Here is a 19,736-nt window from a genome sequence, read left to right as displayed (position 1 = left end):
CAACAAAGAAATCATCTTTATCGTAACCATCAAAAATAATTTAAGTAGTTACTTGCTAATGTGGTTGGGCCGTGATATAGTACGTTAAGTAACTTGTTAAAACAATTTAGATGGTTACAAAAACTCAGCTAAAAGGAGATTATATAAATGACACAACAACAAGCCATGAACGCTATTCGCCCGTTTCAGGTGAATATTTCGGAAGAGGAACTTACGGATTTGCGCAATCGCATCAACGGGGCAAGATGGCCGGAGAAAGAAACGGTCTTGGATCAATCGCAAGGCACGCAGCTGGCAACGATGCAAGAACTTGCACGCTATTGGGCTAATGAGTATGACTGGCGCAAGATCGAAGCGAAGATGAATGCCGTTCCAAACTTCCTTACCGAAATCGACGGCCTGGACATTCACTTCATTCACGTTCGTTCGAAGCATGAGAATGCGATGCCGATTATCATTGCACACGGATGGCCGGGCTCGATCATCGAGCAAATGAAGCTTATCGAACCGCTTACTAATCCTACGGCGCATGGCGGAAGCGAATCGGATGCGTTCCATGTCGTGATCCCATCCATGCCGGGCTATGGTTTCTCGGGCAAGCCGACCACGACCGGCTGGGAACCAAAACGTATCGCAAGAGCTTATGGAGAACTGATGACTCGCCTTGGTTATGAGAAGTATGTTGCACAAGGCGGGGATTGGGGTGCGGTAGTCGTTGACATGATGGGCGTTCAGGAGCCTAAAGGTTTGATTGCGCTACACAGTAATATGCCCGGCGTTATTCCGGCCGACGCCGATGCAGCGATCTGGACCGGTAATCCGCTGCCGTCCGGTCTCACGGACGAAGAGAAGAGAACGATCGAACAAGTTTGCGAGAATAAATTCCACTATGCCTTCCTAATGGGATCTCGCCCGCAGACGCTGACTGGACTTGCGGATTCACCTGTCGGATTGGCAGCTTTTATGCTCGACCATGACTGGAAGAGCCTTGCCTTGATTTCGAGATCTTTTGACGGGATCCAAGAAGGCTTAACGCGCGATGATGTGCTCGACAATATCACGCTCTTCTGGCTGACGAATACAGCGGTTTCTGCGGCCCGTCTCTACGCGGAGAACGGCAAAGCCGGCATTTCCTTCTTCGGTGTCAAAGGCGTCAAGCTGCCAGTTGCCGTTAGTGTCTTTCCTGACGAGCTTTATGAAGCACCGAAGAGCTGGACAGAGAAGGCTTACCCGAATCTGATCCACTATAACAAACTGCCTAAAGGCGGGCACTTTGCAGCTTGGGAGCAGCCGGAGCTGATGACTGCTGAACTTCGCACAGCATTCAAGTCATTGCGATAAAGCTAATCATTATGGGGAGGGTTTCAAATGAGCGATATGAGGACGGATAAAGGACAAGAGGTTTCTTTAGACACTGCTGTATTTGCAGGCGGCTGTTTCTGGCACATGGAAGATGCTTTTCAGAAGCTTGACGGTGTCTCGACTGTGTATGCGGGGTATACGGGTGGAGTCATGAAGGATCCGACCTATCAACAAGTTATTTCTCATGCGACGGACCATCTCGAAGCAGTCGAGGTGCATTATAATCCGAAAGTGATTACGTATAACGAATTGCTTCAGCAGTTCTGGAAGAACGCCAGTCCTGCAGAAGCTGCTATTTTCTACACAAGCACGGAACAAATGGAGCTGGCCGAAGCATCCCGTAAGGACGCTGCCAAACGTATTGGCAACGCAACGAAGATTACGGCTGCGACTACGTTCTACAAAGCGGAGGAAGAACACCAGGACTATTACGAGCGACATGGTATGGCCTGTATAGTGAATAAAGTCTTTAGATTGGGCAGATGACAGCATGAAAGTGTAACGGTTGCCAGCGTGGCTATTTCATGCAAATAAGCCGTTTTGAAATTGTAACGGTTGTGACAGAGCTTATTTGCAGCAATTTGGTCGATTCCCAGTGAGAAACGATCAAATAAGCTCGCTGGCAACCGTTAGAAAATAAAAAGGGTGAAATTAGGCCTAATAGCCACTGTCACAACCGTTAAAGCTGGAACGCCTCACAGGGTTTTCTCGATTTCTCGCTCTCGCCTCTTAATCGTAAGAGTCGAGAGCTTTTTGTTTTCGGTCGATGTGATAATTGCGTACTTTTTAGCATGGCTGCATTTACCATATCGAAACATATCATCTATCAGTGTTAATATGAAAGAGTTCTACTGATAGAGGAGGGATACGGTGATACACCGATTTATGCTATGCATGTTAGGGTTATCCTTACTGCTGCTTCATGCATCGCCGAATGTGCAGTCTGCCGCGCAGTCGCCGCAGTTCATATCGGTTTACGTCGAGGGAGTACCAGTTGCGATGACGGCTAAGCCTTACATCGCTCGCGGCGTGACAATGGTGCCGTTCAGAGCGATCTTCGAAGCGCTAAACTTAAAGGTCACATGGGACAAGACTACGGGGACCGTTATCGGATCGAACGCATGGACAGAAATTGAATTGAAGGTCGGCAGCCTTCCTTATAGGGTGAATGGGAACTGGGATACCATGCAAGTGCCGATTGAAATTAAGGATGGAGCTGCGTACATACCTCTGCGCTTTGTCGGGGAAGAGACCGGAAACGATGTCACTTGGCATGCGGCGAATCGGAGGATTGATATCCGTGCCGGACATGCGACGAAGGGGAAATTGTACACGGCTGATGGCAGGGAAACGATAAGCGGAAAACAGGTCCGGCTGTTAGTGCTTAAAGGCGACGAGCTTCTACAGGTTGCAGAGGTTCAGACCGGCCCTAACGGGGAGTACCGATTCGAAGGACTCGTGACCGGGAGCGACTATGTCGTCGAAGGAAGCTGGCCGGAGGATGCCGACATCCATCCCTGCGCTTTTCGGTTTCACGTGTCGGGCAACTGCGCACGACTGGCTGTAGCGTCTCATCAAGCTGCAATACAGGTGCTCTCACCTGGCGGAAACCCGATGGTGGCTGGCGAACTGCAAGTTGCCATTTCCGAGAACGGGCTGGTGACCAGCTACATGGGTCAAGCGGGGGGCTTGTATGTAACCGATCTTTTGGAGGATGGGCACACGTATACGATTACGGCACAGCTGCCGGATACATGGTCCGACAGATATGCTGTTCCGGAGCCGTACACGTTTACCTACTATGAAGGGGTTAAGATTCAACATCAGTTCGTTCTGTCCAAATTGACGGAGTCTCAAGTGACAGGCCGGATTACGGACGAGACGGAAAAACCAGTAGCCGCAATAAATGTATCGCTTACTACGGAACCTGGTCAGGAACACATTGCAACTTATATTTCCAAAAAAGACGGAAGCTTCTCGTTCCGAGGGCTTGAAAAAGGACATTCCTATTGGCTCAACGTTTACGTTCCGTTATCAGGGAGAACGGGGAATGAGAAACCAACGATCGGTGCCTTGCTCGCTCCGATCGCTCGAAAAATCACCTATGACGGATCGTTGCTTCAACTGGGCAATGTAAAATTGAACCGCATTCAACTGATCGCAAAGGTTGTCGATGCGAAAGGCAACCCGCAAAGTGCAATCTCCATGCTACAAAATGCAAACGGTCAGAAGGACGGTCAGGCCGTCTTTGCCGGAAAAGGATACATTGCTGCCGGCGGTATGACCGAAGGGGAGCGCTATACATGGAAAGTGATGATCGGCGACTTCGGTCATGCGTCAGGAATGAACGTAAAGGTTTCCCAAAAGGAATACACATTCGTCTACCGTCCGGGGATGGAAGAACATACTTTCACAGCCGATAACTGAGAGAATCCCGCCTGAGAAGGCGGGATTCTTCATGCAATAGAATCGTTTGGAGAAAATAGGAAATAACAGTTGACGACAAAAAGGTTCGCATGCTACTATGAAACACATAATAACTGAGTAATCTCATCGGAATAATAAAATATCAACCGGACAACCGGAGACCACGCCTTACAGAGGCGATGAGTCTCCTTTTTTTATGTTTGGATGAGAGGAATACGAAGTCGACCGTTCGATCGGAGACACAGCATGCATGCCAATGTTGTGTCTCTTTTCATTTTATCGTAAAGGAGCAATTAGTATGGCATACGTCGACAGCGAGGTCGTTGTGAAAGAGGTCAGAGCACTGCCACCAGAGCCCATTCGGCGAAAATCAAAGCTTGTGAGGTACGTCTGGTTTAATCGTTATCTGTATTTGATGCTGGTACCCGCGCTTCTCTATTACTTGATCTTTCATTACATCCCGATGTACGGAGCGGTCGTTGCCTTCAAGGATTTCAGCATTATGAAAGGGATATTGGGCAGTGATTGGGCCGGTATGAAGCATTTCGAGTACCTGTTCTCTCAGGATAAATTCTGGCAAGTGATCAAAAACACGGTGATCATCTCGCTTTACCGGCTTACCTTCGGATTTCCGGCTCCCATTATCGCTGCCTTGCTATTGAACGAGGTCAGGGCGAGGCTGTTCAAGCAGACGATACAGACGATCATTTACCTGCCTCACTTTATTTCCTGGGTTATTCTCGGTGGTATTCTGATTAATTTGCTTTCCACGGACAGCGGTATCGTCAATAACTTGATTAAGGTATTTGGAGGTACGCCTGTTGGATTCCTGAGTGATGAATCTTATTTTCGCAGCACGCTTGTCTTCTCGATGATATGGAAAGAATTCGGCTGGAACACGATCATCTACATGGCAGCCTTGTCCGGGATCAGTCCTCATCTGTACGAAGCGGCGGTCATCGACGGGGCAAATCGCTTGCAGCGGCTTGTGCATCTCACGATCCCGCTGATCCGAAGCACCATCGTGCTCATTCTTATTCTTCGGCTGGGCGGAATAATGGAAGCCGGCTTCGAGCAAATCTTCGTGCTCTATCATCCGGGTGTATACCGTGTCTCGGACATTATTGACACCTATGTATACCGAATCGGCTTAACGGACGGACGATTCAGCCTTGCGGCAGCAGTTGGATTATTCAAATCCCTGATCAATTTCGCTCTGCTCGTCGCGGCAAATTGGCTTTCCAGGCGGATGGGCGAACAGGGTGTTTACTGAAACAGGAGGGGGACTATGCAGTACACAAGCAGGGCAGGTAAGCTATTCAATTCGTTTAATCTCGTATTTCTGACTATCGTGGCCGTCGTTACGGTGTATCCGTTCTGGGATACGCTCGTGGTATCCGTCATTCCGCTGGAGGAGTACCTTAGTTCCGGCATTCACCTCTTCCCTAAGCAGATTACATTTGAAGCTTATACCTACTTATTCTCGATGAACGAATTGTGGAGGTCTTACGGAGTGACGTTGTTCGTTACGGTCGTGGGAACGGCGCTTAATATGATTCTTACGGTGCTGGCGGCTTATGCGCTGTCGAGGCCCGGACTTAAGGGGCAGCGCGTAATTATGTTTCTGCTCGTGTTTACGATGATGTTCAGCGGCGGCATAATTCCAACCTATCTATTGGTTAAAGACCTCGGCATGATGAATTCGGTATGGGCGTTGATCATCCCAAGCGCGCTCAATACCTATAACCTGATCATTATGAAAAACTTCTTCTCCTCGATGCCGGATGGGTTGGTTGAAGCAGCGAAGATCGACGGCAATAATGACCTGGGGATCCTGTTCAAGATTGTCATTCCTTTATCGATGCCGGCAATTTCGACGATTACGCTCTTCTACGCTGTAACGCGGTGGAATGATTTTTTCAACGCGATATTCTTCATCAGCGACAAGGAGCTTTGGCCTTTGCAGTTGTTCTTGCGAAGCATGCTGTTCGAGAACGAATCGTCCTACTCGGGAGGCGGCGACAGCCTTTTCCTCCTTGGACCATCCATCAAGATGGCGACCGTTATGGCGGCCTCTATTCCGGTCATGCTGATTTATCCATTTTTCCAGAAGTATTTTATCAATGGCGTGTTGATTGGCGGGGTCAAGGAGTAAATCCTTCACTATAAAAAATGATCAAACGGGAGGAAAGAGAAATGGTTTATCGAAAAGGAATAAAGATGAAGAAATGGGTGATCGGACTGGCGGCGGCAGCGCTGATCATAACGGCGGGCTGCTCGAATAAGCCGGATGCGAACGAGGCGAGTACGAATGGCTCTACTTCCGCTTCCGGTGCCAATTCCGGTTCAGCTTCTGCTGCCGAAGAGCCGTACGAACTCGTGTATTTGACCACCGGCGATCAAGGCGCAAAGCCGCTGGTACCGAACGATCGTATTATTGCCGAAATTAACAAGCGACTGAACATCAAGCTGACGATCAAGATATCACCGGAATTCTCGTATGACAAAATCAACGTGGCTATTGCAAGCGGCGATCTTCCTGACGTTGTGACAACGCAGTATCCATCCTCTTCCGTTTCCCAATGGATTAAAGAAGGCATTCTTCTTCCGCTAAACGATTATTTCGACAAACTCCCTACAATCAAAGCCAAGCTCGACAACGGACTGCAGTGGACGGCCGTAGACGGCAAATATTACGGATATCCCTTCGTGAGCGGCATGGAAAAGTCCAATTACACCGTTCAGTTTCGCCAGGATTGGCTGGATAAGCTGAGCCTGCCTCATCCGAAAACGTTAGATGAATTTCACAGCACGCTGAAAGCCATTGTGGAGAAAGACCCGGATGGCAATGGCAAAGCCGACACCTTCGGTTTTATCACGAATAAGCCGGTTGCCGGGGACGCACTCACCGCATTCGATTTTGTTCTATATGCGTACGGACTGCCATACGCTGACTATGCCTTGAACGATAAAGGAGAAGTCATTCCGCGGTTCGAAGATCCTGCTTTCAAGAAAGGGATTGAGGAGCTGCGGAAATGGTACGAGGAGAAGTTGATCGATCCGGAATATATCATTTATGACCGGCCGACAAAGGAGCAGAAGTTTTTTCAGGGTAAGGCAGGCGTGATGGATGGTCCATTGTTCCGCCACGTGAGCCGCATTGAAGGCAGCTTGAAGCAGGTTAACCCCGATGGCGTGCTTGGTTTCGATGCGCCGCCGGCAGGACCGGAAGGGAAACAAGGGATGGCAACACGTCCGAAGACCGCTTTGTTCACAGCAGTTACCAGTAAGGCTAAGAATCCTGAGAAGGCGGCCGAGTTCATCGAGTTTATGCTGTCCAAGGAAGGACGCGACCTGCTTCAGCTCGGCATTGAAGGCGTCCACTACACGAAAGAAGGAGACAAAATTACTTATAACGAGGCGGAACGCGAGAAGGATGGATTTGCTCCGAACGGCTGGGGTCATCCGCTTGCATGGGGGAACGTGACTTGGCCAATCGACGAGAACTACTTGCCGCAGACGGAGCTGAACATCGATCGTGCCCTCGACTCGGTCAAGATCGCTTCACAATACTATGTGCCGAATCTCATTATCCGCAAGACGGAAGCTGAGATTGAATATGGAAAAGCGGTTAATGAAGTGTATAACCAATATTTCGTGAACCTGTTGAATGGCAAGCTTGATGTGGATAAAGGGATCGCAGAGCTCGGCAATGAATGGCGTCAGGCCGGGGGCGAGGACATCCTGAAGGCAATCAACGAGGAATACAAGAATCAAAGTGCTGCCAAATCATAATAGAGAGGAGAATGTACGATGGCTAAAACGATTACGACGGAGGAACGTCCACGGCATATTCCGGACCGAGGCCTTAAAGGAGGCCCACGCATTATTAATCGATTGCCGGAGGGCGTAGATGAGCAGCCGTATACGCTGTTCCAAGTTAAACCTTATGGCCCGCTTATCGGAGCAGAGATCGAAGGTGTTGACCTCCGAAATCCGGTCTCGCCGGAGCTTCAGAAGGAGCTGAACCGCGCTTTGCTGGAATGGAAAGTGATTTTCTTCCGTGAGCAGGACATTACCAGTGAGCAGCAGCAGGCGTTCGCCCGACTATGGGGAGAGCTGGAAACTCATCCTTTCCTGCCTCAGGGTAATTCGAATGAGGTCGTACGCTTCGCGAAGAATGACAAGAAGCCCGGGCACGAGAACAACTGGCATTCGGATGTCAGCTGGAGATTGACGCCTGCGCTTGGGTCGGTCTTGCGTATTACGGAGGTGCCGCCGCTCGGAGGAGACACGCTGTGGTCGGATCAAGCAGCTGCATATGACAATTTGCCCGATGAGGTGAAACAGCGCATCGACGGGCTGACGGCGATTCATGATTTCACCCACGTCTTCGGGGTGAATCTTGCTCCCGAGGAATTGCAACGTCGGCAGGAGGAGTTTCCGGCGGCCGAGCATCCGGTCGTGCGTACGCATCCTGAAACGGGAAGAAAGACGCTGTTCGTCAATCCGAACTTTACGGTGCGAATTGCCGGCTTGGAAGCGGAGGAAAGCGAGGAACTGCTGACGTATCTGTTCCGCCATTCGCAGCTGCCCGAGTTTCAAGTCCGCTTCCGCTGGCAAGCGAACTCTATCGCGTTCTGGGATAATCGCGCAACTCAGCATTACGCGAATTCGGATTATTACCCGAACCGCCGCGTAGCGGAGCGGGTGGCGATTGTAGGCGATCGGCCTTATTAAGAAAGAGTAGAGCCCGCGAGTGACGCGGGCTCTCTTCCCTATTTATAGATTGGAGGAGAACAATTGGTGGGTGTGCCGAAGGATAAACCAAATCTGCTATTTATTCTAATCGACGACATGGGCTGGATGGATCTCGGATGTTATGGCAGCCTCTTCTATGAAACGCCGAACCTGGACCGACTTGCCGCCGAAGGTGTTCGATTCACCGATGCTTATGCTGCCGCTCCGGTCTGTTCGCCTACCAGGGCCAGCATGATGAGCGGCAAATATCCGGCACATGTTGGCGTGACCAACTGGATCGGCGGCCAAACGAGCGGGAAACTGATCGATGCGCCGTACATCCGGCACCTTCCGCTGCAGGAGAAAAGCGTGGCGACCGCATTGAAGGAGCAGGGCTATCAGACGTGGCACGTGGGCAAATGGCATCTCGGCGAACGTGAGCATTATCCGGACCGACACGGTTTCGATGTCAATATCGGAGGCTGCAGCTGGGGGATGCCGGTGAATGGCTTCTTTAGCCCCTATGGCATTGAGACGTTGGAGGAAGGGCCTGAAGGAGAATATTTAACGGACCGGCTGACGGACGAGGCAATAGAGTTGATCCGGCAAAATGAAGGGGCACCTTTCTTTCTGAATTTATGGCATTATGCCGTGCACATCCCGATTGAGGTCAGCGCAGAGCTCACCAAGCGTTTCGCGGAAAAGGCCAAGGCTCTTGGGCTGGACCGGGTGGAAGCGTTCGTCGAAGGGGAGTTCTTCCCTTGCGAACATAAGAAACATTTGCGGGTGCAGAGGCGCATTGTGCAGTCGGACCCTGCTTACGCGGCGATGATCTATAATCTCGATTGGAATATCGGCCGATTAGTGAAGGCTTTGGAAGAAACTGGCCAGTTGGATAACACCGTCATTGTCTTCACATCCGACAATGGCGGTCTCGCAACGGCCGAAGGTTCGCCGACCTGTAACAGTCCGCTTCAGGAAGGGAAAGGCTGGATGTACGAAGGCGGCGTGCGGGAGCCTCTCATTATCCGATGGCCTGGAGTTGCGAAGCCGGGCAGTGTGAGTGAGGTCCCGGTAACGAGCCCCGATTTCTATCCGACTCTGCTGGAGATGGCGGGACTGGACCTGCTGCCGGAGCAGCATAAGGACGGCGTAAGTTTAGTTCCCGTACTCAGAGGTGAGGAGAGCCTGAGCCGGGAAGCGATATTCTGGCATTATCCCCATTACGGCAATCAAGGGGGAACGCCGGGGTCGTCGGTGAGAGAGGGCGATTACAAGCTCATTGAGTTTTTTGAAGACGGTCGTTTGGAGTTGTACAACTTGCGAACAGATCTGTCGGAAGAGCACAATATCGCTGAGTTGCATCCAGAGCGGACCGAACGACTGCGTCAGATGCTTCACGAGTGGCGTGAGCAGATCGGTGCCGTCATTCCGGAAGCCAATCCGGAAGGTGGCGTCGCAAGCATAGTGAAGTAGAAGGCTGCCAGAGCGAGAATCGGGCAGCCATGGGCGAGATGGGGTTAGTTTGCTAGCTGCGAGTCCCGTATCGGGACTCTCGGCTTTCGTTTGATGCGTTTACGACGACTGAGAGTTCCATTTCCGCATTCTCAGTATCCACAAAAGGCGAGCCTCTCGGCATTCAGCGCGGGGCGAAAGTGGTTAGTTTGTTTTAGAGAGCGCATGCGAAATGTTGCAGAAAATGCAGCATTACGCGATGATTTCGCTGCTTTAGCGAAAATGTTGTAGAAAATGCAACAATATCGATGCAATCGGGCTTAAATGTCACTTATCCGAGGAAAATGCTGCCTTTTGTGCAACATTTTCGCGGGATAAGAGACATGGAAGTTAAATTGTTGCACAATTTACATCACTTCAGAGATGAGAGTCCTCTGTCCTTGCGGAATGAAGCAGATGCGGCTCCCTCACCTCGTTACAAATGGGGTGGAGGAGCCGCATGTTTATTTGAATTTAGCCCGCATACGCTCCCCCATCCATAAGCAAGTGTCCCATAAATCGGACACCGGCTGGCGGGTGAAGGGGAGCGTATGCATATACCCGGGCGGCCCGAATTCAGGAGTAACGGTTGTTGATGTGAATCCTTGCTTCTCGCGCTGTGCAAGAATGCTGCTCCACCATAGTTCATGCCGCTGTAATTCCGGCGCATATTCCGGGGCGGCAGGATGCGGAACTTGCGGTCCTTGCGCATAGCCGACGCGTGCGTGGATGTGAATCGTGCGCTCGAAGGCGATCCGCAGCGCATCCCCCTGATCCTCGAGCAGTGTTTCACAGACACAGCACCAATGGCTGAAATCCGCCGTAATGCGCAAATCCGGCAGCTCCTGGAGCAGCTTCGCCGTGTTCCATGGCGTGTACATGGCACGGTGACGATGCGTTTCGTGCCCTACCCGTACACCGGCTGCCTGCTCTGCGCGAAGCGCCGAACGGAAGAAACTGAATTGATCCTCGAAGGACCAACAATCCCGGGCACTATGTGAAATAGCGAGCAGCGGGCGGAAAGCCGCTGCTCGTTCTATTCCTGCAGCAAACACCTCTTCATGAGCGCTGACTGTTGCGCCGCTTGAGCCGATAAGGGCGATAAAGCCCAGCTGATGCTCCTGCAGCAGCTCCATAAATTCGTTCGTATGCTCAGGGGCAGGCAAGGTCGACTCCACGCCGTCGTAACCGGCTGCCGCAATTTGCTCGATACTTTCCCGGTAGGACAGATGCTCCATGCCCCAAAGCGATTTAAACAACTGAATGCTCATCGGTGGTTGACTCCTTTATGCCTCATAATTGCTTCCATATCGGTTCATCGTAGCATCAGGCAGCGGACCGCACCATTTCTATTCGTCCTGCATGTTTGCATATTTGTAGATAAAAAAGAACCAAGCAATGGGCTGCGCCTGTGAAGGCTAGCTTGCTTGGTTCGTTTACTCTCTAGTTGTGCTAGTGAAATGTCGGAATTGCTGAGGCGAGACCCCCATAGCCGTCCGAAACGCATGGCTGAAATGGCTGGTTGAAGAATAGCACAGGGAATGCGCGATTTCTTCCACGCTGATCGATTGGTTTTGCAATAATTTCTTGGCCTCGCGAATGCGGATTCGCTGCAGGTACACAGAAGGTGAGAGGCCATAAACGAGTTTGAAGCATTCATGCAAGTAAGTGCGGTGAACATTCAATTGTATCGATAGCGATGATATGTTCATCGGCGTATGGAGATGGTATTCCATCCAATAGGCTGCCTCCCGCGCAAGCTTCATCTGGGAAGGCTTAATGCCGGAAGTGGGCAGCTGATGATTTTGCGTGGAAATGAGCTCCGATGCCAAGTTGCCGATAAAATCCAAAATGCTGGAATGGATCTGCAGCTGCTTAACAGAGGCGGCCATTTCGTCTGTAATCGATGCTCTCTTATCCTCGCGAGCCACCATCATTTGCTGCAAGTGTTCACCGAAACGAGTAATGAACTGCGTCACCCATTCCGATACGTTCCCATGCGATTCACTGCGAAATACAGGATCCGAGGTGAGCTGGAAGATCATATTGATAGCATTGATTTCGACTTCAAAATGAAAATCGAAAAAGCTGCAGCCTACCCGCGTTTCGGTACGATGAAGCATGTCCGATTGGATGATAATCGCATCTCCGGGGTGCAGATGATACATCCGGCCGTTGACCCATTGCTCGATTTCACCGGAAATGCAAAACAGAAATTCGAAGAAAGGGTGCCGATGATCCGGATAGGACCATCCGGCTTCTTGTTTGGCGTATTCGATGCCGGGAATGCGGATGGCATTGTACAAGTTGGGCAATCGGAACATATGATCCATCGAGATGACCTCTATAACAGGTGGTTTTCCTACAAATCTATCAGTATTTGAGGGATAACCATTATTATAGACTACATTTATGCAAAAAATCCATACCGTTCTGAATGGTTGACTTCCATACCCGGTGTTATGATTCGGTTATCAAGAAGAAACCACTCAAACGGGAGGAATTATGAATGAAGATCATGATGGGAAATGCGGAACTCGAGATGGGCAGCAAGTATTTGACGGAGCTTCGCAGTGCCAATGATTTGCTGCACGATGTAGATGCGCTAAGACAACGGCTGGAAGAGGATGGCTATCTGCTTATTCGCGGTTTCCATGATCGGGCGGATGTGATGAGCGCACGCAGCGGAATATTGCAAAAGCTTCATGACATGAATAAACTGGATGCCGGCTTCCCGATTGAAGAAGGTGTCATTGCGCAAGGCGCCAAAGGTGCGATGTTCGGCGGCGCCGTGAATGAAGAAGATGAGAACATGATGCCATTCTATCATCTCGTTAACAGCGAGAAAGTGATGAGCTTCTTCGATCGTCTGCTCGGCGGAGAAGCGATGACCTATGACTACAAATGGCCGCGTGCAGTAGGAAACGGCGACTTTACCGGAGCCCATTACGACATCGTTTATATGGGACGCGGGACCAAACAAGTGTATACGATGTGGACGCCGCTCGGTGATGTTCCATACGAGCAGGGGCCGCTATCCATCTGCCTGGGATCGCAAAACTTCGAGAAAATGAAAGCGACTTACGGACAAATGGATGTCGATCGTGACAATATCGAGCTTGGCTGGATTTCCAAAGATCCGATTGAATGCGTGGACAAGTTCGGCGGACAATGGGCAACGACGCCATTTGAGGCGGGCGACATGATTATTTTCGGCATGTTCCTGCTGCACGGCTCGGTCAATAATACGACGAGCAGATTCCGCATCAGTTCCGATACGCGCTATCAGCTTCGCTCGGAGCCCGTCGATGAGCGCTGGGTAGGCGTGAAACCGAAAGGCCATTATGCGTGGGGTCAAGAGAAGTCGAAATCGATGGAAGAAGCACGTAAAGAATGGTCGATCTAATATAAAATAAACAGTCCTGATCATCAAGGGTTCTTGGTGGTCAGGACTGTTTGTGGTTGTTCGCGGGGGCTTACTTGCCCGCAAGCTTGTTCTCTTTGGTTTCGAATAATTCCACTGCTCGATCTTCCCCGTACAGCTCGTTCAAATGCTGCACATGAGTCATTCCCCAATTGCCGATCGCTTGCAGCAATGGCGTCATCTTCGTACCGTACTCTGTGATGGAATATTCCACTTTAGGCGGTATCTGACGATAAACCTCGCGGTGTACGATATCGTGATACTCCAGTTCCCGAAGCTGTGAAGTGAGCATTTTCTTCGAGATATCGGGCATTGCACGCTGCAGTTCGCTAAATCTCATCGTACCGTTGCCGAATAGATGAAAAAGAATAATGGGTTTCCACTTGCCGACTAGAATCTCTAACGCGGTTTCGATCTTGCACCCATCGTCATTCATCATCGTAATTCCTCCAGTGTTTATCTATGGTTTCATATTGGATACTAAGTCATTCCAATGTGCCTACTTCCTGAAAATACGGCTAGGCTATATTATAAACCCATAGCTATATTCATACAAGGGGATCTGCATGTCTCCATACAGGCAGTCCACTTAGGAGGTCACCTTATGATTTCACCTGTATTTCTGACGCATGGATCGCCATTTACGATTTTCGAGCAGTCCGAATTCACCGCTTTCTTGAATCGCTTCGGTAATTCGGTTCGTCCCAAAGCGATCGTGATCTTCTCCGCGCATTTCGAGAGCCAAATCACGACGATCGCGGCCACGGATGACATTCATGAGATGGAATACGATTATTACGGGTTTCCGCCCGAATACTATCAGGTGCAATATCCGGCAAGAGGATCGAATATCGTGGCCTCTATTGTAGAGGAGCGGCTGCGCAAGCATAACATCCCGGTTCAGCGTAAGTACCGAGGGCTCGATCATGGGGTATTTCCGATTATGCGGCATGCTTACCCGGAGGCCGATATCCCCATTGTCCCTGTTTCCGTCAATGCTTTCTTGCCGGCTAGGCAGCAGATTGCCATCGGAGAAGCGCTTCAAGGCCTTGAGAAGGATGGCATTCTCGTAATCGGGAGCGGCTTCTTGACGCATAACTTCAATGAGTTTGATCGAAATATCGATGCGCCGCCCCGTCCATGGGCCGTTGAATTCACGGATTGGATTACCGAGAAAGTTCTCGCGCGAGACATGGAGGCACTAAGCAACTATGAAACGTTAGCCCCGCATGCGAAGAAGGCCGTACCTCGTGCCGAACATTTCGTACCGCTGCTCATCGCGCTGGGGAGCGGAACGCCGGGACATGAAATTCGCGTTCTGTACGATGAGCCAATCAAATATGGCTCCATGAGCAATCTCAGCTATCAGTTTTAAGTAAAGCCCACTCGTCGATCGGACGGGTGGGCTTTTTTTGATTAGAGAGGCTCGAAACAAACATTATAATGTTTGTTGACGGTTGTTTTGTTTCCATGTAGATTAAACATTATAACGTTATAATCGTGGAAATAAGAATTGGCTATTCGTTGCAGCAAAATAAAGGTGGGCTTACGATGACGGATCGATTGGTTTTGCGAGGGGCAACACTCATGGACGGTCGGCAGGTTGATCTTGTCATCGCAGCCGGTATCCTCGCTGAAATAACGACAGCAGGGGCAAGCAGCGGCAGCGGCGCCTCCAATGTCGGTCGAGAGATTGATTGTTCCGGCTTGTATGTATCGAGCGGATGGATCGACTTGCATGTTCATGCGTTCCCGGAGCTTGATCCTTATGGTGATGACATCGACGAGATTGGTGTGAAGCAGGGCGTTGCGGTGATTGTCGATGCCGGCAGCTGCGGTGCGGATCGAATCGGCGAATTGTCGGCAAGCCGCGAGAGCGCAATGACGACCCTGTTCGCGCTGCTGAACGTATCGCGGATCGGCTTGCAGCGAATCGATGAACTGTCCGATCTGGCTTGGCTGGATAGAGAAGCTGCGCTGGAGGCTGTTCAAGCTTATCCCGACTTCATCGTCGGCTGGAAGGCGAGGATGAGCGGCAGTGTCGTTCGCGATAATGGCATCCAGCCATTGCGCATAGCAAGGGAGCTGGCTGAAGAGTCCGGCTTGCCGCTGATGGTTCATATCGGATCCGCTCCGCCGAGAACCGAAGACATTCTCCCATTGCTCGCGAGAAACGATGTCGTCACGCACTATTTGAACGGGAAAAGCAATAATTTGTTTCGCGAGGACGGCAGTCCGATCCCGGAGTTAGGCGAGGCTATCGCCAGAGGGGTTCGTATGGATGTCGGTCATGGTACGGCTAGCTTCTCCTTCAAGGCGGCAGAGGCGGCGAGGCGAAACGGAATTCGTTTCGATACGATCAGCTCAGACATTTATCGCGGGAATCGGCAGCATGGTCCTGTTTATAGCTTGGCGCATGTGATGTCGAAGTTTCTATGCCTAGGTTATTCGCTAAACGAAGTGATTGAAGCCGTGACAGTGAACGCGGCCGCTTGGCTCGGAAAGCCAGAGCTCGGCCTTATTCAAGTAGGTGACCCGGCGAATCTCACTTTGTTCTCTCTCGAGACCGCAGAACGTATCGTGTTCGTGGATTCCGAAGGAGACATGCGCGAAGGCGAACATCAAATAAAAGCTAAGGGAGTATATGCGAATGGGCGATTCATTGAATGCTAAATATGGCTTGAAACGCGTTATTAATGCCAGCGGCCGAATGAGCATCCTCGGTGTGTCGGCACCGTCGGATTCCGTCATGGAAGCGATGAAGCTGGGCGGACAACGATATGTGGAAATCGCCGATTTGGTGGACAAGGCAGGCGACCATATTGCGGCAGTGTTGGGTTCCGAAGCTGCAATCGTCGTCAACTCAGCATCAAGCGGGATTGCATTATCTGTTGCGGGTATCGTTACGCAAGGCGATCGGCGCTTAAGTGAACGTCTGCATCAAGAGCCAATCGCCAAGAACGAAATCATTATTCTCAAAGGACATAATGTCCAGTACGGGGCACCAGTTGAAACGATGGTTTTTCTAGGCGGAGGTAAGCTCGTTGAAGTCGGTTATGCGAATGAAGGCAAAGTCGAGCATGTCGAAGACGCGATCAACGATCGCACGTCGGCAATTCTATATGTGAAGTCCCACCACGCGGTTCAGAAGAACATGATTAGCGTGGAGGAAGCTTGGGAAGTGGCGCAGCGAAATGGAGTTCCTCTGATCGTGGACGCAGCTGCGGAAGAGGATGTACGCAAGTATGTGAAGTGCTCGGACCTCGCGATCTATAGCGGATCGAAGGCGATTGAAGGGCCGACCTCCGGCATTGTCGGAGGCAAACGTGCCTATATCGAGATGGTCAAAGTGCAGCTGCACGGGATTGGCCGCAGCATGAAGGTCGGGAAGGAAACGACATTCGGACTGCTCCAAGCGCTTGAAGAGTATATGGTTAAGCAGGATAACAGCGAGCAAGAGAAGGCTGCGCTGCAGATGCTGATTCCGCTGAACGAGCTGCCAGGCATTAAAGTTACTGTAGTTCAAGATGAAGCGGGCCGCGTGATATTCCGTGCGCGCATTCAGATCGATCCGGAGCTGTCCGGCACGACGGCGAAGGCAGTCGTTGAAGGACTGCAAGGTGGCGACATTGCCATCTACACGCGCGATTATGGCGTGAAGCAGGGTTATTTTGATATCGATCCGCGTCCGCTGCTTGGTGACGACATGGATGTCATCGCGGCAAGAATACTTACGCTTACGGGAGGCCGTTAACATGAACAACATGACGAAACGATTGTATAAAGGCCGCGCAGCCCTTAATGTGCTGGCGAACAGCGTCGAGAATGCGAAGGAAGTTTTCGAAGCCGCAGAAGGCCATGTGCTTGTCGGTGTCCTCTCCAAGGACTATCCGACCGTCGAAGCTGCCGTTACCGCTATGAAGCTGTATGGGGAAGCGATTGATGATGCGGTCTCCATCGGACTCGGCGCAGGGGACAATCGGCAAGCAGCGGTTGTCGCGCAGATCGTGAAGCATTACCCAGGCACGCATATCAATCAGGTTTTCCCGGCAGTTGGCGCCACACGGGCGAATTTAGGCGAGCGGGACAGCTGGATCAATAGCCTCGTTTCACCTACAGGACAAGCAGGCTACGTGAATATCTCGACAGGTCCATTCAGCGCGGCGCAGCCGGAGCAGGCAATCGTGCCCGTGAAGACAGCAATCGCACTCGTGCGTGACATGGGCGGCAATGCGCTCAAATTTTTTCCGATGAATGGCTTGAAATGCGAAGATGAGCTGCGAGAGGTAGCGAAGGCTTGTGCAGAAGAAGGGTTCGCACTGGAACCGACTGGCGGCATCGATATGGACAATTTCGAGCCTATACTGCGCATTGCGCTTGAAGCTGGCGTACCGCAGGTTATACCGCATGTCTATTCGTCGATCGTCGACAAAGCAACCGGCAAGACGAATGCCCAGGATGTTCGCAAGTTGCTCGAAATCATGAAGAAGTTGGTCGATCGCCATGGCTAATCGCTCGCGTGTCGCCGCTTTCGGCGAAGTCATGATGCGTTTGCAAGTGCCGGGGTACGAATTGATGTCCCAAGCAGACAGCCTGCGCTATTCGTTCTCCGGTACCGGCGTGAACGTTGGTTCCGCACTTGCGCGATTCGGACATGACAGCAGCCTCATATCGCGGTTGCCGGACAATGCACTCGGAGAAGCTGCCACGGCGAATCTGCGCAAACTGGGCTTGTCACTGGAACACGTAAGCCGCGGAGGGAATTACCTTGGCATGTATTTTCTCGAGAATGGGTTCGGTGCTAGACCTGGCCGTGTCACGTACTCCAATCGGCAGGAGAGCAGCTTCAACACGGCTCCACCTAACGCTTATGATTACGACACGATCGCTGCACGAATCGAGCTCGTTCATTTCTGCGGGATTACACTAGCCATGAACGATAACGTGAGACAGCATATGTTTCAGCTTGCTAAGGCAGTGAAGAGAAACGGCGGAACGGTCGTCTTCGACTGTAATTACAGGCCGACCCATTGGGGGGATGGAGGTTACGCGAAAGCAAAACCCCATTACGAACAAATGCTGGAGCTTGCGGATATCGTCATGATGAATGAGCGAGACATGATCCACATTCTTGGCATGTCGACAGACAAGACTGATCGAATGGAGCAGCTGACGGAATTGCTGCCTGTGATCGCCCAGCGATTCGCCGGCATCTCCGTGATCGCGGGCACGCATCGCTCCATTAACCGAGACAACTCGCATTCGCTGCGTGGTTTTATATATAAGTATGGCGCTCTTACGATTGCTCCAGAGCCGCTCACTTTCGCCGTCTACGATCGGATTGGAGCGGGCGATGCATTCGCCAGCGGCATCATTCACGGCGAGCTCTCCGCCTTCGAGCCGGAGCGAACCGTTCGCTTCGCAACCGCTGCCGCAATGCTCGCTCACACGGTCGCCGGAGATACGCCGATGTCGACGGTGCGCGAAATCGAGCGTGCGATGACGGATCTTGCGAACGGAGACGTGATTCGATAATGAAGCAATTACGCAGTAAGAAGCCATTGTATGCGCAGATTGCGAGTATCGTGAAGGATCGTATTCTGCACGGGGTTTACCCCGTTGGGACGAACATCCCATCCGAGCCTCAGCTCGAGCAAGAGTTCCAGGTCAGCAAAGTTACGGTTCGCAATGCCATCAAGGAGCTGGCGCAGGACGGTTATGTGGAGAAGGGCAGCGGTAAAGGTACAAAGGTGATCCGCAATACGTCTGCTTCCAAGCTGTCTAAGTTGAAACGGTTTACCGAGGTATTGGTCGAGGATGGACATCAGATCAGCAAACAGCTGCTCTTCGCAGAGAATGTCATCAACGATGAAGGGACGACGGCGAATCAACTGTTCGGTGAGCGATGCTTGCGAGTCGAGCGATTATATCATTTGAACGGCGAGCCTTACATTCATTACACGCATTACTTGTCGAGTCGTGCTTCCAACATCGAGTTGTCTGACCTAGGTGCGCAATCGCTATACGACTTGCTGGACGAACAGCGTATTTCAATCAGCAAGTACCGGGATGAATTCTCCGTATGTGCGACGGTGCAGGCTTACGTCACGGCTGCGCTGCACATCGAGGCGGGAACGCCGCTGCTTAAGAGGTCGCGCTATGCGTACGACGAGAGCGACGAATTGATCGAATACAGCGAAGGCTACTACCATACCGAACGGCATCCATACGTCGTCAACTACGACGTATAAGTGAAGAGCTCTCGTCGCGAATAGGTTGCATTCCATGC

18 protein-coding genes are annotated in these 19,736 nt (G+C 51.3%); 15 read left to right on the top strand and 3 right to left on the bottom strand.

From position 1 onward, the window contains the following. Positions 1-147 precede the first annotated feature (147 nt). From BLW29_RS06955 to BLW29_RS06920, 8 genes are all read left to right on the top strand, one after another. Positions 148-1,341, top strand: coding sequence for an epoxide hydrolase family protein (locus BLW29_RS06955; RefSeq protein WP_090977642.1), 1,194 nt, complete (start codon positions 148-150; stop codon positions 1,339-1,341). Positions 1,342-1,368: 27 nt separating this feature from the next. Continuing rightward, the gene (gene msrA, locus BLW29_RS06950) at positions 1,369-1,848 is read left to right on the top strand and encodes a peptide-methionine (S)-S-oxide reductase MsrA (protein WP_090977640.1); all 480 of its coding nucleotides are present in this window, start codon (positions 1,369-1,371) and stop codon (positions 1,846-1,848) included. Positions 1,849-2,232: 384 nt separating this feature from the next. Then, positions 2,233-3,789: a stalk domain-containing protein gene (locus BLW29_RS06945; protein ID WP_143044360.1), complete on the top strand. Its 1,557-nt coding sequence runs from the start codon at positions 2,233-2,235 to the stop codon at positions 3,787-3,789. A gap of 298 nt (positions 3,790-4,087) precedes the next feature. Then, the gene (locus BLW29_RS06940; protein ID WP_090977637.1) at positions 4,088-5,062 is read left to right on the top strand and encodes an ABC transporter permease; all 975 of its coding nucleotides are present in this window, start codon (positions 4,088-4,090) and stop codon (positions 5,060-5,062) included. A 15-nt stretch (positions 5,063-5,077) separates the two neighbouring features. After that, a complete protein-coding gene (locus BLW29_RS06935) occupies positions 5,078-5,944 on the top strand; it encodes a carbohydrate ABC transporter permease (protein ID WP_090977635.1) in 867 nt (288 codons plus the stop codon). A 41-nt stretch (positions 5,945-5,985) separates the two neighbouring features. Further along, positions 5,986-7,584, top strand: a complete 1,599-nt coding sequence (locus BLW29_RS06930) for an extracellular solute-binding protein (RefSeq protein WP_090977633.1) — start codon at positions 5,986-5,988, stop codon at positions 7,582-7,584. An 18-nt stretch (positions 7,585-7,602) separates the two neighbouring features. Next, positions 7,603-8,529: a TauD/TfdA dioxygenase family protein gene (locus BLW29_RS06925; protein ID WP_090977631.1), complete on the top strand. Its 927-nt coding sequence runs from the start codon at positions 7,603-7,605 to the stop codon at positions 8,527-8,529. Positions 8,530-8,595: 66 nt separating this feature from the next. Further along, positions 8,596-10,005: a sulfatase gene (locus BLW29_RS06920; protein ID WP_218147091.1), complete on the top strand. Its 1,410-nt coding sequence runs from the start codon at positions 8,596-8,598 to the stop codon at positions 10,003-10,005. Between the two features lie 482 nt (positions 10,006-10,487). On the opposite strand, the gene BLW29_RS06915 is transcribed toward BLW29_RS06920, so the two are convergent. Together BLW29_RS06915 and BLW29_RS06910 are read right to left on the bottom strand one after the other, a co-directional pair. Beyond that, positions 10,488-11,294 carry a sugar phosphate isomerase/epimerase family protein gene (locus tag BLW29_RS06915; protein ID WP_090977629.1) on the bottom strand — a complete coding sequence of 269 codons (807 nt, stop codon included), beginning with the start codon at positions 11,292-11,294 and terminating at the stop codon, positions 10,488-10,490. 165 nt (positions 11,295-11,459) lie between these two features. Continuing rightward, positions 11,460-12,356 carry a helix-turn-helix transcriptional regulator gene (locus BLW29_RS06910; RefSeq protein WP_090977627.1) on the bottom strand — a complete coding sequence of 299 codons (897 nt, stop codon included), beginning with the start codon at positions 12,354-12,356 and terminating at the stop codon, positions 11,460-11,462. 176 nt (positions 12,357-12,532) lie between these two features. Here BLW29_RS06910 and BLW29_RS06905 point away from each other — a divergent pair, with 176 nt between their 5' ends. Then, positions 12,533-13,429 (top strand): phytanoyl-CoA dioxygenase family protein, encoded by an 897-nt coding sequence (locus BLW29_RS06905; protein ID WP_090977625.1) that lies wholly within the window; start codon positions 12,533-12,535, stop codon positions 13,427-13,429. Positions 13,430-13,499: 70 nt separating this feature from the next. On the opposite strand, the gene BLW29_RS06900 is transcribed toward BLW29_RS06905, so the two are convergent. After that, the gene (locus BLW29_RS06900; RefSeq protein ID WP_090977815.1) at positions 13,500-13,883 is read right to left on the bottom strand and encodes a winged helix-turn-helix transcriptional regulator; all 384 of its coding nucleotides are present in this window, start codon (positions 13,881-13,883) and stop codon (positions 13,500-13,502) included. A 168-nt stretch (positions 13,884-14,051) separates the two neighbouring features. Here BLW29_RS06900 and BLW29_RS06895 point away from each other — a divergent pair, with 168 nt between their 5' ends. The 6 genes from BLW29_RS06895 to BLW29_RS06870 all read left to right on the top strand — a co-directional run bounded on the left by BLW29_RS06895 (position 14,052) and on the right by BLW29_RS06870 (position 19,698). Further along, positions 14,052-14,822, top strand: coding sequence for a DODA-type extradiol aromatic ring-opening family dioxygenase (locus BLW29_RS06895; protein WP_090977623.1), 771 nt, complete (start codon positions 14,052-14,054; stop codon positions 14,820-14,822). 176 nt (positions 14,823-14,998) lie between these two features. Continuing rightward, positions 14,999-16,120: an amidohydrolase/deacetylase family metallohydrolase gene (locus BLW29_RS06890; protein ID WP_090977621.1), complete on the top strand. Its 1,122-nt coding sequence runs from the start codon at positions 14,999-15,001 to the stop codon at positions 16,118-16,120. Further along, entirely contained in the window at positions 16,098-17,201 is a 1,104-nt protein-coding gene (locus BLW29_RS06885; protein WP_090977619.1) for a DgaE family pyridoxal phosphate-dependent ammonia lyase, read from the top strand. Before BLW29_RS06890 ends, BLW29_RS06885 begins: the two co-directional genes overlap by 23 nt. A gap of 1 nt (position 17,202) precedes the next feature. After that, positions 17,203-17,958 (top strand): 2-dehydro-3-deoxy-phosphogluconate aldolase, encoded by a 756-nt coding sequence (locus BLW29_RS06880; RefSeq protein ID WP_090977617.1) that lies wholly within the window; start codon positions 17,203-17,205, stop codon positions 17,956-17,958. After that, complete coding sequence (locus BLW29_RS06875; protein ID WP_090977615.1) at positions 17,951-18,982, top strand: sugar kinase; 1,032 nt, start codon at positions 17,951-17,953, stop codon at positions 18,980-18,982. The genes BLW29_RS06880 and BLW29_RS06875 overlap by 8 nt, the downstream gene beginning before the upstream one ends. Continuing rightward, a complete protein-coding gene (locus BLW29_RS06870; RefSeq protein ID WP_090977613.1) occupies positions 18,982-19,698 on the top strand; it encodes a GntR family transcriptional regulator in 717 nt (238 codons plus the stop codon). Before BLW29_RS06875 ends, BLW29_RS06870 begins: the two co-directional genes overlap by 1 nt. Positions 19,699-19,736 lie beyond the last annotated feature (38 nt).

The sequence above is a fragment of the Paenibacillus sp. CF384 genome (assembly GCF_900106745.1).
Lineage (GTDB): Bacteria > Bacillota > Bacilli > Paenibacillales > Paenibacillaceae > Paenibacillus_Z.
Note: the sequence above shows the minus strand (reverse complement) of the source record. Positions and strands in the feature narration are given on the sequence as shown.